At 65.6% G+C, this 24179-nt stretch carries 19 protein-coding genes; 6 read left to right on the top strand and 13 right to left on the bottom strand.

What is annotated here, in order from left to right; genetic code table 11:
* Positions 1–74: 74 nt before the first annotated feature.
* The 3 genes from CXZ10_RS18665 to CXZ10_RS18655 all read right to left on the bottom strand — a co-directional run bounded on the left by CXZ10_RS18665 (position 75) and on the right by CXZ10_RS18655 (position 3659).
* Positions 75–1394 carry an ABC transporter substrate-binding protein gene (locus CXZ10_RS18665; protein WP_101290869.1) on the bottom strand — a complete coding sequence of 440 codons (1320 nt, stop codon included), beginning with the start codon at positions 1392–1394 and terminating at the stop codon, positions 75–77.
* Between the two features lie 115 nt (positions 1395–1509).
* The gene (eutC, locus tag CXZ10_RS18660) at positions 1510–2259 is read right to left on the bottom strand and encodes an ethanolamine ammonia-lyase subunit EutC (RefSeq protein WP_101290868.1); all 750 of its coding nucleotides are present in this window, start codon (positions 2257–2259) and stop codon (positions 1510–1512) included.
* Positions 2256–3659: an ethanolamine ammonia-lyase subunit EutB gene (locus CXZ10_RS18655; protein ID WP_101290867.1), complete on the bottom strand. Its 1404-nt coding sequence runs from the start codon at positions 3657–3659 to the stop codon at positions 2256–2258. Before CXZ10_RS18655 ends, eutC begins: the two co-directional genes overlap by 4 nt.
* 253 nt (positions 3660–3912) lie before the next feature.
* On the opposite strand from CXZ10_RS18655, the gene CXZ10_RS18650 reads away from it, so the two are divergent.
* Genes CXZ10_RS18650 through CXZ10_RS18635 form a run of 4 tightly spaced genes read left to right on the top strand, consistent with a single transcriptional unit; the run spans position 3913 to position 8339 of the window.
* Complete coding sequence (locus tag CXZ10_RS18650; protein WP_101290866.1) at positions 3913–4653, top strand: ABC transporter ATP-binding protein; 741 nt, start codon at positions 3913–3915, stop codon at positions 4651–4653.
* Between the two features lie 26 nt (positions 4654–4679).
* Positions 4680–5426: an ABC transporter permease subunit gene (locus tag CXZ10_RS18645; RefSeq protein ID WP_101290865.1), complete on the top strand. Its 747-nt coding sequence runs from the start codon at positions 4680–4682 to the stop codon at positions 5424–5426.
* 8 nt (positions 5427–5434) lie between these two features.
* Positions 5435–7309, top strand: coding sequence for a Gldg family protein (locus CXZ10_RS18640; RefSeq protein WP_101290864.1), 1875 nt, complete (start codon positions 5435–5437; stop codon positions 7307–7309).
* A 22-nt stretch (positions 7310–7331) separates the two neighbouring features.
* Positions 7332–8339 carry a DUF4340 domain-containing protein gene (locus tag CXZ10_RS18635; RefSeq protein WP_101290863.1) on the top strand — a complete coding sequence of 336 codons (1008 nt, stop codon included), beginning with the start codon at positions 7332–7334 and terminating at the stop codon, positions 8337–8339.
* Positions 8340–8403: 64 nt separating this feature from the next.
* On the opposite strand, the gene CXZ10_RS18630 is transcribed toward CXZ10_RS18635, so the two are convergent.
* Together CXZ10_RS18630 and CXZ10_RS18625 are read right to left on the bottom strand one after the other, a co-directional pair.
* The gene (locus CXZ10_RS18630) at positions 8404–9717 is read right to left on the bottom strand and encodes an ATP-binding protein (RefSeq protein ID WP_101290862.1); all 1314 of its coding nucleotides are present in this window, start codon (positions 9715–9717) and stop codon (positions 8404–8406) included.
* On the bottom strand, positions 9714–10427 hold the full coding sequence (locus CXZ10_RS18625) for a response regulator (RefSeq protein WP_101290861.1): 714 nt from the start codon (positions 10425–10427) through the stop codon (positions 9714–9716). The genes CXZ10_RS18630 and CXZ10_RS18625 overlap by 4 nt, the downstream gene beginning before the upstream one ends.
* A gap of 201 nt (positions 10428–10628) precedes the next feature.
* On the opposite strand from CXZ10_RS18625, the gene CXZ10_RS18620 reads away from it, so the two are divergent.
* Both CXZ10_RS18620 and CXZ10_RS18615 read left to right on the top strand, forming a co-directional pair.
* The gene (locus CXZ10_RS18620; protein WP_101290860.1) at positions 10629–11156 is read left to right on the top strand and encodes a hypothetical protein; all 528 of its coding nucleotides are present in this window, start codon (positions 10629–10631) and stop codon (positions 11154–11156) included.
* 227 nt (positions 11157–11383) lie between these two features.
* Positions 11384–12082: a beta/alpha barrel domain-containing protein gene (locus CXZ10_RS18615; RefSeq protein WP_101290859.1), complete on the top strand. Its 699-nt coding sequence runs from the start codon at positions 11384–11386 to the stop codon at positions 12080–12082.
* Positions 12083–12192: 110 nt separating this feature from the next.
* Here CXZ10_RS18615 and CXZ10_RS18610 read toward each other — a convergent pair whose 3' ends face one another.
* From CXZ10_RS18610 to CXZ10_RS18575, 8 genes are all read right to left on the bottom strand, one after another.
* A complete protein-coding gene (locus tag CXZ10_RS18610) occupies positions 12193–12591 on the bottom strand; it encodes a dihydrofolate reductase family protein (protein ID WP_101290858.1) in 399 nt (132 codons plus the stop codon).
* Between the two features lie 165 nt (positions 12592–12756).
* The gene (locus CXZ10_RS18605; RefSeq protein ID WP_101290857.1) at positions 12757–13152 is read right to left on the bottom strand and encodes a YybH family protein; all 396 of its coding nucleotides are present in this window, start codon (positions 13150–13152) and stop codon (positions 12757–12759) included.
* 55 nt (positions 13153–13207) lie between these two features.
* The gene (locus tag CXZ10_RS18600; RefSeq protein WP_101290856.1) at positions 13208–14158 is read right to left on the bottom strand and encodes a sugar-binding transcriptional regulator; all 951 of its coding nucleotides are present in this window, start codon (positions 14156–14158) and stop codon (positions 13208–13210) included.
* A gap of 123 nt (positions 14159–14281) precedes the next feature.
* A complete protein-coding gene (tal, locus tag CXZ10_RS18595; protein ID WP_101290855.1) occupies positions 14282–15241 on the bottom strand; it encodes a transaldolase in 960 nt (319 codons plus the stop codon).
* A gap of 188 nt (positions 15242–15429) precedes the next feature.
* The gene (locus CXZ10_RS18590; RefSeq protein WP_101290854.1) at positions 15430–17817 is read right to left on the bottom strand and encodes a methyl-accepting chemotaxis protein; all 2388 of its coding nucleotides are present in this window, start codon (positions 17815–17817) and stop codon (positions 15430–15432) included.
* 289 nt (positions 17818–18106) lie between these two features.
* Positions 18107–20812: a bifunctional acetate--CoA ligase family protein/GNAT family N-acetyltransferase gene (locus tag CXZ10_RS18585; RefSeq protein ID WP_101290853.1), complete on the bottom strand. Its 2706-nt coding sequence runs from the start codon at positions 20810–20812 to the stop codon at positions 18107–18109.
* A 66-nt stretch (positions 20813–20878) separates the two neighbouring features.
* Positions 20879–21709, bottom strand: a complete 831-nt coding sequence (locus tag CXZ10_RS18580) for a universal stress protein (RefSeq protein WP_101290852.1) — start codon at positions 21707–21709, stop codon at positions 20879–20881.
* Positions 21710–21832: 123 nt separating this feature from the next.
* Positions 21833–24001 carry a malate synthase G gene (locus CXZ10_RS18575; protein WP_101290851.1) on the bottom strand — a complete coding sequence of 723 codons (2169 nt, stop codon included), beginning with the start codon at positions 23999–24001 and terminating at the stop codon, positions 21833–21835.
* Positions 24002–24179: the final 178 nt, after the last annotated feature.

The following is a 24179-nucleotide window of genomic DNA, read 5'->3' as shown; positions in this document are numbered from 1 at the left end:
GGCCGGCGGAATGGAGTGGAACCTAGGAGGAGCTCCGCCCAACGACGTTGCGCGGCAACAAACTGCCGGCGCTTTCACCGTGGGGCGATGTAGCCAGCCCGCGTCATTTCTCGGAGCGTCATCTCATTTGCCGCGGCGAGCGCCTCCTTGACGCTCATCTGTCCCACGACGGCGGCGGCGAAGATCTGGCCAACGGCATTGCCGATGTGCTGGAACTCCGGGATGGCCACGAACTGGCTGCCGGTGTAGGGCGCCGGCTTGACGGTCGGCTGTTCGGGATTGGCGGTGTTGATGGCGGTCAGCGTGTGGCCGGAGAACGGCGCCGCCGATCGATAGCCGGGGTTGTTGTAAAGCGACACCCGCGTACCGGGCGGTGCATATGTCCAGCCCGCATGGGCGGCGACCAGATCGGCATACTCCCGGTCTGTGGCCCAGGCGATGAAGCGCTGGGCCGGGCCTGCCTTGGTGGTGCTGGCGGGAATGGCGAGATTCCAGGTCCACAGCCAGTTGCCATGGTTGCCGAGGGTGCCATAGGTCGGAAAGGGCGCGTAGCCGACGCGGCCGACGACGTCAGACGTCTTGGGGTCGCTCAGCGTCGAGGCGGCAACGGTGGAATCGGCCCACATGGCGCACTTGCCCGTCCGGAACAGATCAAGATTCTCATGGTAGCCGTAAAAGGCGGCGTCCGGTGGGCCGGCCGCCTGCATGAGGCTGACGTAGAAGGCGAGCGTTTGCTGCCACTCCGGCGTATCGAACTCCGGCCGCCAGCTGAAGTCGAACCAGCGGGCGCCGAAGGAGTTGGCGGCGGCGGTCAGCAGCGCCATGTTCTCTCCCCAGCCGGCCTTGCCACGCAGGCAGATTCCGTAGCGTCCGGCCGCTTTGTCGGTGAGTTTCAACGCAGCCTCGCGCACGAAGGTCCACGTCGGCGACGGTGGCATTTCGAGGCCGGCCTGCCGGAACAGATCTGCCCGGTACATCAGCATGGCGCTTTCGCCGTAAAAGGGCGAGGCGTAGAGCCTGCCGTTGTAGGAGACCGCCTTGCGGATGGGCGGTAGAAGATCATCTTCGTCGTAGGCGGCGCCGAGGTTGTCGAGTGGTTTGAGCCAGCCTTGCCGCGCCCAGATCGGCACTTCGTAATTGCCGATGGTGATGATGTCGAACTGGCCACCGTGCGTCTCGATGTCGGTGGCGATCTTCTGCCGCAGAACGCTTTCTTCCAGGATCACCCAGTTGAGATGAATTTCAGGGTTGTGCGCCACGAAATCGTCGGTGAGCTCCTGCATGCGGATCATGTCGGCATTGTCGACGGCGGCGATCGTCAGTACTTCGGCGGGTAGCGCGGCGCCGGTCGCGCCGATCAGCGCCACCACTCCCAGAACTGCGCTGAAGCGCATCGTCGCTACCTCCACCGATTCAGTTGCGCTGATCCACTATAGCGGATGTTAGTGCAGCAACGGTCCAGAAGGTACTGGCGAAGGGTCGCTCAAGCGGCGATTGTTCAGAAAAAGCTTAGAGGGCGGAAGGAAGCGCCGCCGCCCCACCCATGTCTTCCTTGAGGTCGACGCCGGTGAGGCCGAGCCGAAGGGCTTCGCGGATCAGCCAGACGATCTTGTCAGCCGCCGTCTCATGCGCCAGCCCGTCGGCATGGATGTTGGAGAGACAGTTGCGCTCGCTGTCGCGCCGGCCGACCTTCGGGCTGAAGGTCAGATAGGCGCCGAGGCTGTCGGGAACCGACAGGCCGGGCCGTTCGCCGATCAGCACCACGACCATGCGGGCGCCGAGCGTTTCGCCGACTTCGTCGCCGAAGGCGACGCGCGCCTGTTCGCCCAGTATGACCGGCGCGACCTTGAGATCTCCGAGCCGGCGCAGGCAGGCGGACAGCACGATCTCGGCATGGGCCTCGACGGCCGCGGCCGACAGGCCGTCGGCGATGACGAAGGCCACGTCCCAATCGCCCTTCTCGACGAGCATCAGCGCGGCCGGATCGACCCGCCGCCCAAGGTCAGGACGGGCGAGATAGGTCGGCCGGTCGGCGGCGCGCGATTTCAGGCGGATTACGGACTGAGTGGCGCCGATCCGCTCGGCCATGGCTGAGAAGTCGACGTGGCCGTGCACCGCATCACGGGCGCGGGCGTGGGCGAGCTGAAAATCGAGCACGGCGCGGATCGGCAGCGAGTCTCCCGCCCGCCCGAGACCGATGCGGGCACGGGTGACGGCACGGAAGCGGGCGAACGGATCGAGGTCGATGGGATTGCTCATGCCGAAGCCCGGAAGTCAGGACGGTAGTCGATCAGGCGACGTGCGACGGAGCTGGCCTGAGGCGCCAGACGCCCCTCACCGTCGAGCAGGTCCATGCGATGGAGCCACGCCTCGAACTCCGGCGCCGGCGGCCGGCCGAAGGAATGCCGAAGGCTGACGATGTCGTGGTAGCTGAGCGACTGGTAGTTCAACATGACGTCGTCGGCGCCGGGGACGGCGATCAGGAAGTTGACGCCGGCCGAGGCGAGCAGGAACATCAGGTTGTCCATGTCGTCCTGATCGGCTTCGGCGTGGTTGGTGTAACAGACATCGACGCCCATCGGCACGCCGAGCAGCTTGCCGCAGAAATGATCCTCGAGGCCGGCGCGGATGATCTGCTTGGCGTCGTAGAGATACTCCGGGCCGATGAAGCCGACGACGGTGTTGACGATCAACGGCTTCAGGTGTCGGGCGACGGCGTAGGCGCGCGCCTCGACGGTCTGCTCGTCGACGCCATGGTGGGCGTCGGCGGACAGCGCCGATCCCTGACCGGTCTCAAGATACATGACGTTGTCGCCGACCGTGCCGCGCTTCAGGCTGAGGGCCGCCTCGCGCCCCTCACGCAGGACGTTGAGGTCGACGCCGAAGCCGCGGTTGGCGGCTTCCGTGCCGGCGATCGACTGGAAGACCAGATCGAGCGGCGCACCGGCTTCCACCGCCTTGATCGACGTCGTCACATGCGTCAGCACGCAGGACTGCATGGGAATGTCGAAGCGCTGGCGCAGCCGGTCGAACAGCTCCATCAGCCGCATGCAGGCGTCGAGGTTGTCACCGGCCGGATTGATGCCAATCACCGCGTCGCCGACGCCATAGGTAAGGCCGTCGAGGGTCGAACCGGCGACGCCCTCGGGATCGTCGGTCGGATGATTGGGCTGCAACCGGCTGGACAGCCGGCCCTTGAGGCCGATGGTGGTGCGGAAACCGGTGACGACGCTGGTCTTGGCGGCCACGACGATCAGGTCGTGGTTGCGCATGATCTTGGAAACGGCGGCCACCATCTCCGGCGTCAGGCCGGGCGCCAGCGCGGAGAGCGCGGCGGTAGTGCATTCGTAGGACAGCAGCCAGTCGCGGAACTGGCCGACCGTCATATGGGCCACCGGCGCAAAGGCGGCGGCGTCGTGACTGTCGAGGATCAGCCGGGTGACCTCGTCCACCTCGTAGGGGATCAGCGGTTCCTCAAGAAAGGTACGAAGCGGAATGTCGGCGAGGAGATAGCGGGCGGCGACACGGCGCTCGTTGGTGTCCGCTCCGATGCCGGCCAGCCGATCGCCGGATTTCTCCGGCGAGGCAGCGGCCATGACGGCCTTGAGATCGTCGAAGACATGGCGCTGGCGGCCAAGGAGGATGGCATAGCTGGACATGACGTCAGTCTACCATCGCTCAAGGATTGGCCAAGGCGTTTTGTTGGGCAGCGCCCGCCTCCGACACAATCATCTACGGGTCCCTACCGATGTACCGCCGGTCGTTTGATGAACAATCGGTAAGGTCTGTTCTTGAACACGATTTTGCCAAGAATCCGATATCCCTGCTTGCCCGCCTGTGGTAGCTGCGGCCCTCGGAGGTCCGGCACCGCGAGGCATCCGGATGGACTTTACGAACGCTGGAGGAAAAGGCATGCAACTCGTTCAGGCCACCGGCCTGGTGAAGACGTTTTCGAGACTGCGCGCCGTCGATGGTGTCAGCCTTGAGGTGAGCCGTGGCGAGGTCGTTGGTTTCCTCGGCCCCAACGGCGCCGGCAAGTCGACGACCATGAAGATGCTGACCGGCTTTCTGGAGCCGGATGCCGGCACCGCCTCGATCGCCGGCCATGACGTGTTCGCAGATCCCATCGCTGCCCGTCGTCATCTCGGCTACCTTCCCGAGGGGGCGCCGGCCTATGGCGACATGACGGTCGCCGATTTCCTTGCCTTTGTCGGCCGCATGCGTGGCCTGTCCGGTGCCGTGCTTGGCGAGCGCCTCGCCGAAATGGTGGAGCGGGTCAATCTCGCCGCTGTCTGGAATCGTCCGATCGATGCGCTCTCCAAGGGCTTCAAGCGGCGCGTCGGCATCGCTCAGGCGTTGATCCACGACCCGGAGGTGCTAATCCTCGACGAGCCGACCGACGGCCTCGATCCCAACCAGAAGCACGACATGCGCGAGCTGATCTCGGCGATCGCGCCGGGCAAGGCCATCGTCATCTCGACGCATATTCTCGAGGAGGTCGAGGCGATCTGCAGCCGCGTCGTCATCATCGCCGAGGGCAGGGTGGTTGCCGATGCGACCCCGTCCGCCCTGCTAGATGCCGCCGCCGTCGATGGCCAGCGGCCGTCGCTCGAAACGGTCTTCCGCTCCATCACCGGCAGCAAGGCCGCCTGAGCCGCTTCCCTTCCGGAGACGATCCGATGAAAACCTCTTTCCGCACCATTGCACTGGTGTTCGGCCGCGAGTTCCGCGCCTATTTCGCGACGCCGCTCGCCGCCGTGTTCCTTCTGGTATTCCTCGCCCTTTCGGCCGGCCTCGCCTTCTTCGCCGGCGGTTTCTTCGAGCGCGGGCAGGCCGACCTTGGTCCGTTCTTCGCCTGGCACCCCTGGCTGTTCCTGATCCTGATGCCGGCCATCGGCATGCGGCTCTGGGCTGACGAGCGCCGCTCCGGTGTCATCGAGCTGCTGATGACGCTGCCGGTACGTGCCCATGAGGTGGTGATCGGCAAGTTCCTGGCCGGTTGGGCCTTCACGGCCGTGGCGCTGGTGCTCACCATGAGCTTCTGGCTGGTGACGCTCTACCTCGGCTCGCCGGACAACGGCATCGTGGTGGCAAGCTACATCGGTTCCTTCCTGATGGCCGGTGCCTTCCTGGCGATCTCCGCCTGCATCTCGGCCATGACCAAGAACCAGGTCATCGCCTTCATCCTCGCCGCCATCGTGTCCTTCCTGCTGGTGATGTCCGGCACCAACCTGGTGCTGGCGGCGCTGCGCGGTTGGGCGCCGGCCTTCGTGGTCGATCTGGTGCAGTCGCTGTCCTTCATCACCAACTTCGACCGGCTGACGCGCGGTGTCCTTGAGGTGCCGGCCGTCATCTTGTTCCTGTCGACCATCGTGCTCGCGCTCTGGATCAACGTCCAGGTCGTCGACGCCAAGAAAGCCGCCTGAGGTCCGCGATGTCCAAGTTCAACCGGATCCCCAAGTCCCGTCTCGTCGCCGTCGGCGCCGTTCTGGCGGTCATCCTTTATCTTGCCGTCAACTCGCTGTCGGCGACGCTATTCCGTTCGAGCCGCATCGATCTCACCGATGGCGGGCTCTATTCGCTGTCAGGCGGCACCGTGGCCATGCTCGACAAGCTCGACGAGCCGATCCACATGCGCCTCTTCATGTCGGCGGGCCTGCACGAGGCGGCGCCGGCTCTGTCCGCTTATGCCTCGCGCGTCCGGGCCATGCTCGACACGTACGAGAGCCTGTCGCACGGCAAGATCACGCTCGAGGTAATCGACCCGCAGCCCTATTCGGAAGAAGAAGACCGCGCCGTCGGCCTCGGCATCAACCGCATCAGCCTCGACGGCAGTTCCGACCCGATCTATTTCGGCCTCGCCGCCACCAACTCGACCAACGGTTCGGCCAACATTCCGGTGTTCACGCCTGACCGCGAGGCTTTCCTGGAATACGACCTGACGCGGCTCGTCGCCGAGCTGGGCCAACCCAAGAAGCCGGTGGTCGCGCTTCTCGACGGTCTCGGCATGGCCGGCAACCCGATGGCCGGGCAGGAGCCGACCCAGATCCTCACGATGCTGAAGGAGACCTACAGCGTCGAGACCATCGGCGGCGACATCGACAAGCTGCCCGACAACACCCGCGTCGTGCTGGTGGTGCAGCCGCAGAAGCTCAGCGATCGCACCCTCTATACGCTCGATCAGTGGGTGCTGTCCGGTGGTGCCACGCTGGTGTTCGCCGATCCTTTCGCGGAAACGCAGGTGGGACCCCAGCCCGGAATGCCGGTGGAGAACAACGCCACCGACTTCCAGAAGATGTTCGACGCCTGGGGCGTCGGCTTCGACGCCAAGAAGGCGGTCGGCGATCCTGATTGGGCGATCCGCACCGTCCGCAACATCGGTGGTCGTCAGGCCGAGGTGGCCAACTATCCCTGGTTCGCCATCCATGACGACGGCTTCGACCGGGGCGATGCCGTCACGTCCAAGCTGAACGCCGTGGTCATGACCACCGCCGGCAGCTTCACCGCTACCGGCAAGGATGCGACGCTGAAGCCGCTGATGTACGCCTCTGCCGATGCCGGACTTCTGCCGGCCGGCGAAGCGGCCGATCCCTACGGCGACCCGCGCGCGCTTCTCGCCAAGATCGAGAGGGCCGGTGTTCGTCCTGTGGTCGCGGCGCGCCTCGAAGGCAAGCTTCACACCGCCTTCCCGGACGGCAAACCGAAGGATTCGGCTGCCGAAGCGGCGCCGATCAAGGAAAGCGCTTCGTCGCCCAACGTCATCCTGGTCGGCGATGCCGACATGCTGTCCGACCGCAACTGGCTTCAGAAGCAGAACGTGCTCGGCCGGCAGGTGGCGCAGGCCTTCGCCAACAATGGCGACTTCCTGCTCAATGCCATCGAGCAGATGGCCGGCGGCGTGGCGCTGGCCGATCTCCGCAGCCGCACCGTCTCCTGGCGTCCGTTCACCCGCATCGATGCGCTGGAACGGGCCGCCGAGGAGCGCTTCCTCGCCAAGCAGCAGGAGCTGACGCAGCGCATCGCCGACACGGAAAAGAAGCTGAAGGATGCGTCCGTCACCGGCGAGGCCAAGGACGGCGAGTTGGTCTCCGCCGAGCAGGCCAAGACGATCGAGACCTTCAAGTCCGATCTTCTGTCGGCGCGTGCCGAACTGCGTGAGGTGCAGTATCAGCTCCGCGCCGATGTCGCGAGCCTCAAGAACTGGATCATGATCCTGATCATCGGCGTCGTGCCGGCGGCGGTGGCGCTCATCGCTCTCGTCTTCGCCCTCCGCCGGCCTCGGCGGCCGGTGCCGGCTCGCAAAGCCTGAGTCCAATGAGGAGTTACAACACATGACGCCGAAATCGCTCATTGGTCTTGCCGTCGTTACCGCCGCTGCCGTCATCGCAGCCGTAGTGGTCGCAGGCGGAACCGCTGCCGACAGTGCCGTCGCCGACCGCGGCCGGGCACTCCTGCCGGGGCTCGTGAAAACCTCCGCTTCGGTCGATCGCCTGGTTGTCACCGTCGGCAAGGACACCACCACGCTGACGCGTGACGGCGAGCGCTTCGTCGATGCCTCGGGCTATCCGGCGCAGATCGAAGGGGTGCGCAAGCTGGTGTCGTCGCTGGCAACGCTGACCATCGACGAGGACAAGACCGACAAGCCGGACCGCTACGTCGATCTTGGTCTTGCCGATCCTGCGGCCGCCGAGGGCGCGGCCACCAAGGTTGAGCTGCTCGACAAGGCGGGCAAGCCGATCGCTGCCGTTTATGCCGGTTCCAAGGACTATACGGTCGGCGGCAGCCGCGGCGGCCAGTATGTCCGCCTCGAAGGCAGCCCGCAGGCCTATCTGGTGCGCGGCTCGCTCGACATGCCCGCGGCCCGCGCCGACTGGTTCGATGCCCGTCTCACCGACATCAAACCGGCCGATCTGGCCAAGGTGACGCTGACCGATGCATCGGGCACTTCGGTCGATTTCCTGCGCACCGGCGACAAGCTGCTGCCGGCGTCGCTGCCGGACGGCAAGGCGCCCGACGAAGGCAAGGCCAATCGCGTCACCGCCTTCCTGCAAGGCTTCGACTTCACCGATGTCCGCAAGGAAACGCCAGCGACCATCGGCAACGCCACGCGCCTGCGTTACGAGACGTCCAATGGTCTCGTGGTGACCGCAACGGCCGTGCCGGCAGCGGATGAACCCGGCAGGGGGTGGATCCGTCTCACCGCCGAGGCGATCGACCCCAAGGCAGCCGATGCCGCCAAAGCGATCAACGCCAAGGCAGCTGGCTACGAGTTCAAGGTCAACACCATCCACACCGAGATGTTCGGCTGGACGTTGGCGAGCCTTGCCAAGGACGGCTGACCTCGGTCGCTTCTGTAAGAACAGACGGCCGGCGGGGAAACTCGCCGGCCGTATGATTTCGGGCCTATCTGTCGATTTCCAATGTCGCCAGCAGGCCCCGCGGCGGATTGTCCGTCAGCACGATGCGACCGCCGTGGGCTTCGGCCACATCGCGTGCAACGGTGAGCCCCAGTCCGAAGCCGGAGTTCGGCAGCGAACTGCGGGCACTGTCGCCACGCACGAAGGGTTCGAGCAGGCGGTCGCGCTCGGCAACGGGAATGCCGGGGCCATTGTCGGCAACTGAAATGGCAAGCTGGCGATCCGGTAACGACTTGAGCGACACGACGACCTTGTCGCCGTAGCGCACGGCGTTTTCGACGAGATTGGACACCGCCCTCAGGATATCTCGATGGCGAACGCGAGCGGTAAGCCGGCTCGGACCTTCGTAGGAAACGGCGTGACCAAGATCGGCGAACTGATCCGCAACGGTCTGCAACAAGCTCGGCAGATCGGTCTGATCGAAAGGTCCTGGACTGTCGGTGCCGGAGAGATGAACGAGAGCGGCCTGGGCCAGGGCTGCCATATGGTCGAGATCCGCCAGCATGGGCTCGCGGATCGTCTCATCCTCGATGAACTCGGCGCGCAATCTGAGGCGGGTGATCGGGGTTCTGAGATCGTGACTGACGGCGGCCAGCATGGTGGTCCTCTCGGCCATCAGCTTGCCGATACGTGCGCGCATGCGATTGAAGGCAGAGATTGTCGATCGCAGCTCGCGTGGACCGATTTCCGGAACCGAGACGTCGGAACGCATGTCACGCAAACGCTCGACGGCAGCTTCGAAACGCCGAAGCGGCCTGATGATGACCATCATGGCCCAACTGACCAGCACCACGGTCGTGAGCAAAAGGAAACCAAGCACGATAGTGGTCGGTCCGAAGAAACGCGGGCCCTGCGCTTTGGGCAGATCGAGTCGATAGCAGCTCTTGTCCGACAGTACCAAAAAGAGCGGTCCGGCCAGTTCGTCGCCCGGTGCCGGCGGGTCGTCGAACACCTTGTAGGCGGAGGCAGCGTTTCCCAGCCGGGAGGCGAGCGGCCCGAACCTGACTTCTTCGGCATTCTCGGGCACCGGCGTGCCGCAGGCCGCGATGGACGGCAGCGCCGCTTTCAGAAACTCCACGAGCCTTGGCCTGTCAGATGGGCTGGCGGAGGCCAGCATGTGAGCCGCCGCGCCTATTTCACCCGTTGTCTCGCCCGGTGAAGTGGAGAGGACGGTGCGCGGATTGGACAGGAAGAAATAAGCGGTCAGAAGCCCGTGCATCGTGGCAATCGAAAGCACCAGCAAGACGATGACCTGACCTGCGACAGAGCCGAAAACCAGGCGCAGAATTCTGCCGATCATGAGGCCGTCACTTCCGGCGTGAACAGATAGCCTTCCGAGCGGATAGTTCGGATGAAATCCGACTTGTCGTCATCGGGCGACAGCTTGCGCCTCAGGCGGCTTACCAGAATGTCGATGGACCGCTCGAAAGGCGCGGCGAGACGGCCCTGCGTCAACTCCAGGAGTTGGTCGCGGCTGAGCGTAATGCCGGATCGCTCGGCGAAGGCGACCAGGAGGTCGAACTCGGCGCCGGTCAGTGTCGCCCTGGCGCCCGATGGCGTTGTCAGGCTGCGTTCGCGGGTGTCGATCACCCAACCGGAGAAGCTGAGGCGGCGTGCTTCCGACCGTGTCGTCTTGGCGGCCGGCAGACTGCTTCTTCTCAGAATGGCCCGAATGCGAGCCAGAAGCTCGCGGGCGCTGAAGGGCTTGGCGAGATAGTCGTCGGCCCCGATCTCCAGGCCGACCACACGGTCGATCTCCTCGCCGCGCGCCGACAGGATGATGATTGGCATGGTCGAGGTGTTGCGCAGACGCCGGCAGATGCTGAGCCCATCCTCGCCGGGCAGCATGATGTCGAGCAAGACGATGTCGACGCGAGAAGTCGTCAGGATACGATCCATCTCACGGCCGTCACGGGCCACAGATACGCGGCAGTCGTTCGCCTTCAGATAGCGCGAGACCAGCGTATTGATGTCGTTATCGTCTTCGACAAGCAGGATGTGGTTCTGCATGAAGAAAGGCCATCTCCATTCAACGGCCGAGCTTTAGCACTCGGGTGGCCTGCCACGACAGTTATTTTGTATCCGGATGTTTCTTCTCGTGACTGTCGAAACACCCCGTTACCGCGTGGATGAAGTGGTTACCGCTCGTTAACGGACAGGGCGTTTGGCTCCTTGCAGGTAATGCGTAAGGCTCCAACCCGAGGGTTGAAAATGACCTCGATTTCTTCCACCAGCCTACATCAGTCGCCGCTTGCCCGGCTGCAGTCGACACTCCAGTCGGACATCAGCACGGGCAGCATCAAGTCGTCTGACCAGTCCGCGCTTGCTTCGGCACTCGAGAGCATCGACGAGACGTTGTCGAGCGGCCGCTCGAGCGAAGCGCCAGGCGGCAAGCCGCCGTCTCCCGACGAGATGAAAGAGAAGATCACCGACCTGATCCAGCAGCAGGTCGATGCCGGTACGCTGACCGCCGATCAGGCCGATGAGTTGGCCAAAGTCTTCGATGAAGCCTTCTCAAAGGACGCTCAGGGTGCCGGTGGACCGCCTCCGGGGCCGCCGCCCGAAGATGATCAGTCGACTGATGCCCTGAACGATGGTTCGTCGTCCGGCACGTCGATCGCCGATATTCTGAAGCAACTTCAGGAGGCGCTCGCCGAAAGCAGCCAGACCTCTTACGGTGCCAACGGTTCGTCGAACTCGTCGAGCAGCACCAGCTATCTGTTCGATCTGGTTGCCTGACCGAACAGCGAACGCGGACAGAGCGGCGGGCCAGGCCCGCCGCTTTGCGTTGCAGGCAGGGGAGCTATGCATCGCCGGGGATCTGCCGGAAAAAAGTCTCTTCGCTACGAAAGCACTAGTGCTATCCAAGTGCTTGTGCGCAATCTTGAACATGGCGCGCCAGCGGGCCGGCGAGGGCCGTCGGCCGGCAGGTGCATCGCATGTTCTGACCCCCGGAGAATCGCCTGATGAACCGCCCCGCCGCCGGATGGATCGACCGCCTCCCGACCGACCACCTGATCACCGAATTCTCGATGTGGTCGTCGGATCTTCTGCGCATCGCCGACGAAGTGGCTCGCATCGAACCCTATGCCAACGTCATTCACATCGACGCCTCGGACGGCGTTTTCGCCGACACGCTGTTGATGTTTCCGGAGATCGTCGCCCGCATCCGTTCCATCACCGACAAGCCCATTCACGTCCATCTGATGGTGGGCGAGCCGGCGCTGATCAACCAGATCAACCAGTTTGCCGCCGCCGGTGCCGATGCCATCTCCATTCATGCCGAGAACACGCTTCTCACCGATAGCGGCATCGCCCGCATCAACGAGCTGGGGCTCGTCGCTGGCGTCGTGCTGAAGGTCGATACGCCGGTCGCCAAGCTGATCCGCCATCTGCCGCGCGTCCAACTGGTCACCCTGTTCGGCGCCGGCATCGGCGAGCGCGAGGGGATCAGCCAGTCTGCCACGCAGCGCCTTGAGGAGGCCCGGAAATACATTGCCGGGGTTCCGAGCGATCATCGCATCGTGCTGGTGGCTGACGGCGCCATCCGTGAGGACACCGTGCCGCTGCTGCGAAAGGCGGGCGCACAGGCGATCGTCGCCGGAAAGCTGGTGTTCGACGCTCCCGATCTCGGCAAGCGGATGGAGTGGCTGAAGAGCCTTTGAGGCGGAAACAGAGCCCGCTGATCCGGGAGTTCGGAAACGCTTTTCAATACCATGGAAACACGAAAGGCGCCGAGGCATGGCTCCGGCGCCTTTCTGCTGTCCGATGGGGTTTAGCGGGCCGCCACCAGCCATTCCGGCTTGAACCAGCGGTCGGCCGGGCCGTCGTAGGGCAGGCGGTTGATATCCCAATGGCGGATGAAGCCCGCATAGGCCTCCCATACCGCGGGCCCACCGGCAACATAGACGACACGGTCGGCAAACCGGGCGAGCACCTCCTCCGGCCGGTCGCTGGAGCGCACGGGGCAGAGCGTGCGGTCGAACTGCATGAAGCCGGGCAGGGTGGAGATGGTGTGCGGTCCGGCCAGCATCACATGGCCGCGCGTCACCTCATAGAAGCGCTCGACGTCGGCGACGAACTCGCGCCCGGGATTGCCCTCCCAGGGAAGCTCGCCGTTGAGTCCGATCTGGCCGCGCTGGCCGATCGCGCAGATAGCCCTGACATCCGCCATGATTCCGTCCGCCGGTTGTTGCGATTGCCAGCGAACATAGCAATGCCTAAGCGGAAAACCCAATAGAGCATTTTCGAGCAAGGCAGGCACCGATCTGTGTGAGGAAATGCTATCGAGCCCGGAGGATGGAGCGCCGTGGGTCGGGCAAAGGGGGAGTCGGGCTTTCTATTGGCCGCCGGCGAGGCCGGCGCCCGTGAACGACCAGTGCGTCTGGACGATGCGCCATCCCTCGGGCGCGCGCCGGTAGACTTCCGTGCAATTCCAAGCGACGCGGTCGCCCTCGCTGCCGTTCCACGACACGAACCGGAAGGTGAGCACGGCGGCGTCCCCGATGACCTGCACCTTCGGCTCGATCATCTCATGGCGCGGCGCGAAGATCTTGCCGCGCAACTCGCCATAAAGCGAGGCCAGCGCCGCCTTGCCATCGAGTCGCGTCTCGCGGAAGGGATCGAAATAGGTGACGTCATCGGCCGAAAGGTCGAGAAAGGCATCGGGATCGCCGGCGCACCAGCGGTCGAGCGCGTCCTTCTCGAGGGCAATGATGTCGTCGGCGATGGTCATGGCAATCTCCCCTTGGTTTTCCTGGGAGATTAGGCTTGCGCGATGCCGGTGTCTGTCAGCAGCGGGCGGGCAGCGCCATCAGCGCCTCGGCGGTCTCGACGTCGGTGGCGACGGCGTTGACGAGGCCGCCGGCGACGGCGGCGCGGATCGCCTCGGCCTTTATCGACGACAGCGCGGCGGCGATGGACAGCGGCACGCGGGACAGGCGTTCGAGCGAGATCGAAAGGGTGCGGTCGTCGAACTCGGTGCCGACCGGACGACCGTCCTTGCCGAAGAAGCGGCCGCAGATGGTGCCGACGGCACCGTGAGCCCGTATCTCTTCGAGCTTCCCCGGTGCGATGAAGCCTTCGCGGAACACCATGGCCGTGGCCGATATGGCGCCGACACCCACCACGGCAACGGCTAGGCGGTCCATCATGGAAAAGACGCCCCGCACGGTGCCGGTCTCGCGCAGCAGGCGGGCCGCGCCGGCGTCATCGACAATGGCCGGTACCGGCAGTTGCCAGGCTTGTGCGCCCAAACCGGCGGCAAACCGGCGGCAGACCTCGGAGGAATGGGTATAATGCTCGGGCGCACCGACGCCACCGACCAGGGCGACGACGTTGAGGTCGCGGGCCGGTGCGCGCCGCGCCGCCGCAGCAATGGCTGCTGCCGTTGCCCCATCGGAAACGCCCAGCACGTCGCCGCTCTTCAGAGTGTCCTCAATGACGCGGGCGACGGCCTTGCCGAGCGTGTCGGCATGGGCTCCGGCCCTGTTCTCGACGACCACGGCAAGGCGCAGGCCGAGATGGGCCTTCAGCCGCTGCTCGGCAGCGCTGTCTCGAAAGGCCTTGGGCGTCACCTGGAATTCGATGTAGCCGAGATCGAGGGCCGATTTCAGCGCCCGGCTGACGGTGGCCTCCGAGATCTCTAGAAGGCGGGCGATTTCGGTCTGCGGCAGGCGCTGCTCGTAGCGGAGGCGGGCGATCTCGACGATCATGTCTTCGCTGCGGCGAGGCCGGGGCATGCTACGCGCCTTGGACGGGGAGTGAAACAAGGTCACCGGCGTCCGGCACGTCGTCCGTCGTCGACGTGCCGGCCCGGGGAGAGGGCCGGGGCATTGGCTTGAAAACGCCCCGGCCGCTGGTCGTCAGGCGACGAAGCGCTTGGCGACGATCTTGCGCAGCTCGCCGAGGTCCTTGGCGAACAGGCGGATGCCCTCGGCCAGCTTTTCGGTGGCCATCGGGTTCTGGTTCATGGCCCAGCGGAAGGCCTTCTCGTCGAGGTTGACGACGTCAGGCTTCGGACCGGGCTTGTTCGGCGACAGGGCGCGCTTCAGCGTGCCGTTGTCGGCGGCCAGCGCATCGAGCAGCGCCGGGGAGATCGTCAGACGGTCGCAGCCGGCCAGGGCCTCGACTTCACCCTGCGAGCGGAAGGAAGCACCCATGACCACGGTCGGAATGCCGTGCGCCTTGTAGTAGTCGTAGATGCCGTGCACCGAGATGACGCCCGGATCTTCTTCCGGCGTGAAGGTGCGGTTCTCGCTCTTGACGTACCAGTCGAGAATGCGGCCGACGAAGGGAGAAATCAGGAAGGCCTTCGCATCGGCGCAGGCGATGGCCTGGGCGATGTCGAAGATCAGCGTCATGTTGGTGTCGATGCCTTCCTTCTGCAGGATCTCCGAGGCGCGGATACCTTCCCAGGTACCGGCGACCTTGATCAGGATCCGCTCGCGATCGACGCCATTGGCCTTGTAGGCGGCGATGATGGCGCGCGCCTTCTCGACGGTGGCGGCAGTGTCGAAGGAGAGGCCGGCGTCGACCTCGGTGGACACGCGTCCCTCCACGAGCTTGGTGAGCTCGGTGCCGACGGCAACGGCGAGGCGGTCGCCGATCGCCTTGACGGCAGCTTCCTGGCTGCCGGCCTGCTTCTTGCCCCAGGCAACCGCGTCGGCGAGGATCGGCTCGTAGGCCGGCAGGCCGATGGCCTTCAGCACCAGCGTCGGGTTGGTCGTGCAGTCGACCGGCTTGAACTTCTTGATGGCATCGATGTCGCCGGTGTCGGCGACCACGACGGTCATCTCGCGCAATTGGTCTAGCTTGGAAGCCATGTCCTCAACTCCATATCCGTCCGGTGCATCCTCCGATGCCCGCCGCTTTCCATCGCAGAAGACTATGGGGTTGCCGCAATCAAAATGCAAGAAATGGATAAAAAGAAATTAATTGCATTTTCATGACGCAAATGGAGCGGGCGGGCCCTTCGGAGCCCCCCCGCCTCTCCCCTCTCCCCCGAAAAGGGTCAGGCCGCCATCACCCGGTTGATGAAGCTCTCCACAACCGCGCGCAGACGCGTCGCCTGGTCGTTCATGTCGTTGGACACAGCGAGCACCTGACTTGCCGACTGCGACGTCTCGCCGACGACGCGGGTCAGAGCCTGGGTTTCGTCGGCCACCGACTTGGTGCCGCCCGCCGCCTTCTGGGCGTTGAGCGAGATTTCGGCGGTGGCGTGGCCCTGCTCGCCGACGGCGGTGGCAATGACGTTGGTCGTCCTGTCGACCTCGCCCATGATGTCCGAGATGGCCCGAATGGCTGCCACGGCCTCTCCGGTCGATGCCTGGATCTGGGCGATCTGGGAGGCGATCTCCTCGGTGGCCTTGGCGGTCTGGCCGGCAAGGTTCTTGACCTCTGAGGCGACGACGGCAAAGCCCTTGCCCGCCTCGCCGGCACGCGCCGCCTCGATGGTGGCGTTGAGCGCCAGCAGGTTGGTTTGCTCGGCGATCGCCTTGATGAGGGTGATGACGTTGCCGATCCGTGTCGCCGCGTCGGCAAGACCCGAAATGGTGGCGTCGGTCTTCTTGGCTTCCCCGGTGGCCCGCTGGGCCACTGCAGTGGCCGTGTCGGTCTGCCGCGAGATCTCGCCGATCGACGCCGACAGCTCTTCCGCTGCCGCGGCCACCGTCTGGACGCCATCGGAGGCAAGCTCGGAGGCCGAAGCCGCCGTGCCGGCGCGGTCGCGTGCCTCTTCCGCAATGGCAGCCAGCGCACGAGCGGTTGCCTCCATCTGGTCGGCATTGCCGGCGACCACACCGACAAGCTGCTCGATCTCCAGGCGGAAGTCGTTGATGAGCCCCTCGATGGTTTCCTGGCGGAGCGCCCGAGCCTGCTGCTCGGCCTCGGTCTGCTCGGCGAGACGTCGCCGCTCGATGGCATTGTCGCGGAAGACGCGCACCGCGCCGAACATGCCGCCGATTTCGTCCTTGCGGCCGGCAAGGTCGAGCGCCATGTCGGTGTCGCCGGTGGCCAGTCGCCGCATGGCCGAGGTGAGATTGGTGATCGGACGGGTGATCAGCCGCGACAGCACGACGCCGACAATGAGCGCAAAGACCAGGGCCGCGCCAAGCGTGCCGGACATGGTGAAGGTGCTCGACGCGCGGTTGCGGCTGGCGGCGGCGGCGCGATCGTCCACGACGGTCTTGATGGCGGCGATGGCGGCGGCCGACTGGTTACGCGAGTCCGCCCTCGCGCCCATGAAGGCCTTGGATGCGTCGACCAGCTTTGTGAAGGCCGCCTTGAAGCGATCGATGTCCTTGGATGGGTCGACGCCGCCGGCGGCGACGATCTTCTGTCCCGTCTCCTTGGCGGCATCGGCGGCTTTCAGCATGGCCTTGGTGCTGACGGCGTCGGGATCGTAGCGATAGGTGGTGGTCTGAAGCGCCAACTGGTCGATCTCGCTGCCGAAGACAGTGGCGAGGTCCGAAAGCGTGCGCGCCTTCGCAGCGTCGTCGAGCAGCGACTGCATGTTGTAGCTGGCGAGATCGCGCTGTTGACCGGCCAAGCGAATGATTTCGTCCGTGCCCGTGCTCAGCTTGCCGAGGCCGTCAAGAGCGAAGAGGCGCTTCTGTTCGACAGCAAACGGATTGGAGCTGCTCCTCATCTCGTCGAGCAGCGGTACGAGGGTCTTGGCCACCTGCTCGATCGCGCTCGCCTGTGCCTTGATTTCATCGTTCGCGCCGAGGGCTCGGATCTGATTGACGATTGCACGCACCGACATGACCGCTTTCAGGGCGGCATCGACGTTGGCGCTGTCGCCGGTTGCCGCGAACTTGGCCAGGAGTTCGTTGGCCTTGAGAGCGGAAATCTCGATCTTGTAGGCGGTCACCGCGAGGTTCGCGGCGGAGTTCGTGGCGAGGGCGGCTTCGCTGGCCTTGGTCTGGAACTCCTTGGCCTTGGTGGCGGCGTCGGACTCGATCTGGCCGGCCCTGCTCTGCATGTTGGAGAGCAGCTCCGCCGTGGAGGCAGCGTTGGAGGCCACCGCGTCCGAGGATGACGACAGAACGCCTATCGACGCCTTGAACTGGTCGACGGCCGCGTAGGCGGGGGCCAGGCCCGGATCGGATTTTCCACCGAGCTCGTCCAGGCTGGCGTTGACTTGTTCCAGCAGGTGGCCGGCTTGGGAGACGGCGCCATTGTCGCGATTCTGGATGAAGGTGGTTACGGCATTGCCAGCATCGTTGACCGTCGCCAGCACCGAAGCCGACTTCGACGTCATGTCCACAGCAAGACCGAGGCGGTTGAGGCCCAGAAAGCCGGCCCCTCCGACGATTGCGGCCAATACCGCAAGGGAAACCAGACCGCCGCCGATTTTCATCGAGATCGAACGGTTCGACAGAAAAGCGGTGAGCGACATCTTCTCCCCCCGGATAGGCGCCCGCCACGGGACGGCGCGCAAGCTCCACGCAAGTATGCGCGGACTGTGCCGTGAGCCCGGTAAAGAAAAAGTGGATGAAATCCGCTCAAAAAGCGAAAATTTGTCGGCTTCACAAACGCTTGCGTGGACAAATGACCCAAAGATCACCGCCAGACAAAAGCCCTGCAGGTTCCACAGATGGAAACGTGTGTAAAACCAAGTGCTCCCAGGTGGCCGACAGTCGCCGGCCGGCTCGCGACCGCGAATGGCGCTGCACTTAGACTTTGGTTCAATCCGCAGTCGACCGGAGGTCGAGGGCGACCCTGATGATCTCCGGGCTGTCGGGATCGGGCGTCAGGGTAAAGCCAAGCCGCTCACACATCCGGAGCATCTGGCCGTTCTCGGCGAGCACCTCGCCGTGGATGCGACCGTAATGCTCGCGGCGGGCATAGCGGATGATCTGCATCATCAAGGCCCTGCCGAGGCCGAGGCCCTTGAGGTCGGAGCGCACCGATACCGCATATTCTCCGTCGCCGCCGCCGGGATCGCCATGCAGCCGAACGCCGCCGAGCATCTCGCCGTTTTCGGGATCGAGTGCCACGAAGGCCATGGCGCGGGAATAGTCGATCTGGGTCAGACGGGCGACGAAGGCGTGGCCGAGATCGTGGACGCGCTGGAAGAAGCGGAGGCGCATGTCCTCGGCGGTCATCTTGGAAAAGAAGTCGAGGTAGCGGCCCTCGTCCTCCGGCCGGACCGGTCGTACGAACACCGATCGGCCGCTCGGCAGCGCGATATACTCCTCCCAATCGGTCGGATAGGGGCGGATGGACAGGCGCGGATGATGCACGGCGCCCCCCGACGCCGGCGAGTTGGCGACGAGCGTGACCCGTGCGTCGACGACCATCAGGCGATCCGCCTCGGCGATCAGCGGATTAAGGTCGATGTCGCCGATGGCGGGGTGTTCGGCGACGAGCTGCGCCAGCCGTTGCAGGATGACGGCAAGGCGGTCGACGTCGACGGGTCGCCGGTCGCGATAGCCCTGGAGCTGCCGGGCGACGCGCGTCCGGGCGATCAGATCGCGCGCCAGGTTGGCGTCGAGGGGAGGCAGGGCCAGCGCCCGGTCGTTGATGACCTCGACGGCCGTGCCGCCGCGCCCGAACACCATCACGGGTCCGAAGATGGGATCGTCGGTGACGCCGGCGATCAGCTCCACCGCCTTGGGTGCCACGATCATCGGATGGAGCGTCACGCCGTCGATGCGGGCACCGGGCCGGGCGAGTTTGGCGCGGGCGATCACCGCATCGGTCGCCATCCCCACCGCTTCGGGGCTGGAAAGCTCCAGTTCCACGCCACCCACGTCGGATTTGTGGACGATGTCGGGCGAGGCGATCTTCACCACCAGCGAACGGTGCTCGGCGAGAAGGCCGGCCGCGAGCAGGCGCGCCTCGGCGGCGTCGGCGGCGGCCAGCGCCGGTACGATGGGAATTCCGTAGGCGGCCAGAAGCGTCACCACCTCGCTCGCCTTGAGCCAGAGACGGCCATCGGCCAGCGCCGCAGCGATCACCGCCGCCGCCCGCGCCCGGTCGGGCGAGAAGCCCGCTAGAACGTCGGCCGGCGTCGCCGTCAGCGCCGCCTGCGCTTCGGCGTGGCGGACGAGTTGCATCAACCCCTCGACGGCGCCATGCGGCGTTTCGAGGGCCGGAATGCGCGCCCGCGCGAAGGTGTTGCTCCAGCCGTCGTCCTCGCCGAGCCAGGCGGCGATCAGCGGTTTGCCGTCGTAGCGGCCGCGGCGATAGTCGGAGACCGCTTCGACCACTGCCTCGGCGGCAAGCCTCGATGGAGCGAGCGGCGTCGGGCAGTTGATCGCCACCACGGCGTCGACGCCGCTGTCGGCGAGCACCGCCCGTGTTGCGGCGCCGTAGCGATCGGCGGCGGCGTTGCCGATGAGATCCACCGGATTGCCGCGTGACCAGCCCGGCGGCAGTACCTGATCGAGGGCGACGATGGTGTCGTCGGCGAGCGTGGCGAGTTCGCCGCCAAGATCGACGACGCGGTCGGCGGCCAGCACGCCGGCACCGCCACCGTTGGTGATGACAGCGATGCGCTTGCCCTGGATGCGCGGCACCAGACTGAGCGTCTCGGCGGCGGCGAACATCTCGTCGAGGTCGGCGACCCTGAGCAGGCCGGCGCGGCGAAAGGCGCAGTCGTAGACGGCGTCGATGCCGGCCAATGCGCCGGTGTGCGAGCGTGCAGCGCGGGCACCGGCGGCATGCCGACCGGCCTTGATCACCACAACAGGCTTGGAACGGGCCGCGGCGCGCGCCGCTGACAGAAAGGCGCGGGCGTCGCGAATGCTCTCAAGATAAAGAAGGATCGCCCTGGTGCGGTGGTCGAGGGCGAAATGGTCGAGCATTTCGTCGAAGTTGACGTCGACGGCATCGCCCAGCACGGCGATGCCGGAAAAGCCGATGCCATGCTTGGCGGCCCAGTCGAGGGCGGCATGGGTGAGCGTGCCCGACTGCGACACGAGGGCAAGGTCGCCGGGCACCGCTGCCCGCTGGGCGAAGCTGGCGTTGAGGCCGATCGGCGGGATCTGCAGGCCGGCGCTGTTGGGGCCGAGCACACGGATGCCATGCCGCCGCGCCGCCGCCATCATCGTCTCAAGCAGGCTGCCCGGCCCATGGCCGAGACCGGTGGTGATCACCACGGCATGCCGGATGCCGACGCTGCCGATGTCCTCCATCACCTGTATGATCGCTTCGGGCGGTACCGCGACGACGGCGAGATCGGCTGCCACCGTCAGGTCGGCGAGCGAAGCATGAACCGGAATGCCGTCGATTTCCGTGAAGAACGGATTGACGAAAGAGATGCGGTCGCGGCCGTAGGTCGCGAGATTGCGAACGAGCACCGAGCCAACCGAGTTCGGCCGTGCCGTCGCGCCGATCAGCACGACGCGCTTCGGCCGGAAGAAGGGGTCGAGGCTCTCAAGACTCATGTCGGGCAAAAGCTCGGCGGAGGAGGAACGGAACGCGGCCGGGCGGCCGCGTTCCGGCGTGGGCGGTCAGTGGGTCATCAGGGTCGGAATGGTCATCTTTTCCAGCATGTCGCGGGTGACGCCCCCGAGCACGAACTGGCGGAAGCGGTTGTGGCCGTAGCCGCCCATGACCAGCATGGTGGCGCCGCTTTCGGCGGCATGGTTGAGAAGCACGGCCGACACCTCGGATGCCGAGCGTGGCAGCGTCGTCACCGTCACCTTGTGGTCGTGCCGGGCGAGATAGGCGGCGACATCGGCGCCCGGTTCGCCGGACCAGTTCTTCGAGCCGGCCACCATCACCACCTCGATCGACGTCGCGACCCGCAAGGCGGGCAGGGCGGCGTGCACGGCGCGCGCCGCCGTCGACGAGCCATCCCAGGCGATCATCACCTTCTCCGAGGTGATCGGCTTGTTCCAGCCCGAGGGAACGATCAGCACCGGCACGCCGGATTCAAACAGCAGCGTCTCGATGATGGCGGCGCGCATCGGCTCGCCATGCTCGGGATCGTCCTGTCCGATGACGATCAGGTCGGAGAGCTGTGCCTGGCGCACGATGGCCGGCGTCCCGCCCGAGTAGACGGTGGCGGTGCGCGCCTCGGCGTCGACGCCGTATTTCGTCGCCTCGGCGGCAAAGGCGGCGGCGGCCTCCTTGGCCGAGGTCTCGGCATTGGTGATAGCCTCGACGAGATATTCCGCCGGAACGGGCGAGGCGAGGAAGCCGGGTGCTATCGGTTCGAGGGCCAATGCGAGCCCGGTGACGTGGGCCTTTCGTCGGGATGCGAGTTCCAATGCCGCCGTCGAGGCGTTCATCTTTTCGTTGTAGATGTCGATGATGGTGAAGATGTCCCTGACGGTCATGGCAGCGCCTCCTCAGCGACTTCAATCGGGGTCCTGGCGACCCGGCACCGGCGGCAAGGTCTTGTTCGGGACCGCAAAACAACCGGCGCCACAATCCTTAGATAGGTCTTGGCGCCGATCAATTCACCTCATGGCGATCTCCACCTTTCGCCTACGCCGGAAGGCGGTGAGCACCAGCTCGGTATAGCCGTTCGGCTGCCGATCGCCGGTGAGGATGAGTTCGACCGCCGCCTGGAAAGCCAGCGACCCCGCAAAGTCATTGCCGATCGGTCGATAGGATGGGTCACCCGCGTTCTGCCTGTCGACGACGGCCGCCATTCGCTCAAGCGTTTCCATGACCTGTTCGCGACTGACGACGCCGTGCTTCAGCCAGTTGGCGATGTGTTGGCTGGAAATGCGGAGCGTCGCCCTGTCCTCCATCAGGCCGATATCGTGGATATCCGGCACCTTGGAGCAGCCGACGCCCTGATCGATCCAGCGAACGACGTAGCCGAGCAGGCCTTGCGCGTTGTTGTCGAGTTCCTCGGCGATCTCCGTGGCGATCCAGGGACGGTCCGAGGCGATCGGCAGCGTCAGCAGCGCGTCGAGCGAGGCACGCTCGCGTGTTGCAAGCTCGGCTTGGCGGGCGGCGACGTCCACCTCGAGATAGTGGAGGGCATGCAGCGTTGCCGCCGTCGGCGACGGCACCCAGGCGGTGGAGGCGCCGGCGCGCGGGTGGCCGATCTTTTCGGCGAGCATTGCCGCCATGCGGTCGGGCGCTGCCCACATGCCCTTGCCGATCTGGGCGTGGCCGGCAAAGCCGAGGGCAAGGCCGGCGTCGACATTGCCCGCCTCGTAGGCGGCGATCCAGGCGGACGACTTCATGTCGCCCTTCCTGACCATCGGCCCGGCCAGCATCGATGTGTGGATCTCGTCGCCGGTGCGATCGAGGAAGCCGGTGTTGATGAAGAACACGCGTGACTTCGCCGCGGCGATCGCCGCACGGAGATTGACCGAGGTGCGCCGCTCCTCGTCCATGATGCCCATCTTGAGGGTGAGCGGCCTGAGGCCCAGTGCCGTCTCCACGGCCGAGAACAGCCGGTCGGCGAAGGCGACCTCCTCGGGACCGTGCATCTTCGGCTTGACGATATAGACGGCGCCGGTGCGGCTGTTGGCATGCCGGCCGTTCGGACCGACGTCGTGAAGCGCGATGGCCGAGGTGACCAGCGCGTCGAGAAGGCACTCGGCGGTCTCGTTGCCGTCGGCGTCCAGCACGGCATCGGTCATGAGAAGCGATCCGACGTTGCGCACCAGCATCAGGCTGAGGCCCTTGAGGGCGCCATCCGAGTCGTCGGGCCGGATGAAGTTGCGGTCGGCGGCGAGCCGACGCGTCGTGCCGACGCCGCCCTTGTCGAAGCTCGCTTCGAGATCGCCGCGCATCAGCCCCAGCCAGTTGCGGTAGACGGCCACCTTGTCCTCGGCGTCGACGGCGGCGACCGAGTCCTCACAGTCCATGATGGTGGTGAGCGCACTCTCGACGAGGATGTCGGCGATGCCGGCCGGATCGCTCGCCCCGGTGGCTTCTCCCCGATCGATCTGGATGTCGATGTGCAGGCCGTTTCGCTTCAGGATGATGCCGGCCGGCTCCTCGGGATCGCCGCGATAGCCGACGAAGACCTCGGGATCGGCAAGCTCTTCCTCGTTGCCATCGGAGAAGCGCACCTTGAGCTGGCCCGCATTGACCACATAGGCGACGACGTCGGCGTGGCTACGCGAGGCGAGCGGCGCGGCACTGTCGAGTACGGCCTTGGCGCGCGCCACCACCGCCTTGGCCCGCTCGGCGTCGAAGCCTCCCTTCGGCGGCGGCGTGCTGAGAGCATCCGTGCCATAGAGGGCGTCATAGAGGCTGCCCCAGCGGGCATTGGCGGCGTTGAGGGCGTAGCGGGCGTTCATCACGGGAACGACGAGCTGCGGACCGGCGACCTCGGCGATCTCCGGATCGACGCCGGCGGTCTCGATCGAGAATGGCGCCGGTTCGGGAGTGACGTAGCCGATCTCCGTGAGGAAGGTCCTGTAGGCCACCGGATCCACCGCACCGGGATGGGCCATATGCCAGGCGTCGATCTGCTGTTGGAGGCTGTCGCGCTTGTCGAGGAGGCTCTGGTTCTCCGGCCCGAAGCGGTCGACGATGTCGGCGAGCGACGCCCAGAAGTGCTCCGGATCGAGGCCGGTGCCGGGCAGCGCCTCCCGTTCGATGAACTCGGCGAGTTCCGTGGCGACCTTCAGGCCATTCAGCGTGCGATAGGCGGTCATGTGGGCGTCCTGGTTTCCGAGGGGTTCCGCAAAACCCCGCATGGTGCTGGCCTCACAAAAGCCGTTGCGCCCCGCGCTGTCCAGCCCCCCGTACGCAGGCTTTGCCACGATCAAGGGTGGCGAATGCATAAAATTGAAACCAAATCGAAAGGCTCCGCAGGATATATGCCCCCGAATC

The organism is Pleomorphomonas diazotrophica (genome assembly GCF_002844595.1).
Classification (GTDB): Bacteria; Pseudomonadota; Alphaproteobacteria; order Rhizobiales; family Pleomorphomonadaceae; genus Pleomorphomonas; species Pleomorphomonas diazotrophica.
Note: the sequence above shows the minus strand (reverse complement) of the source record. Positions and strands in the feature narration are given on the sequence as shown.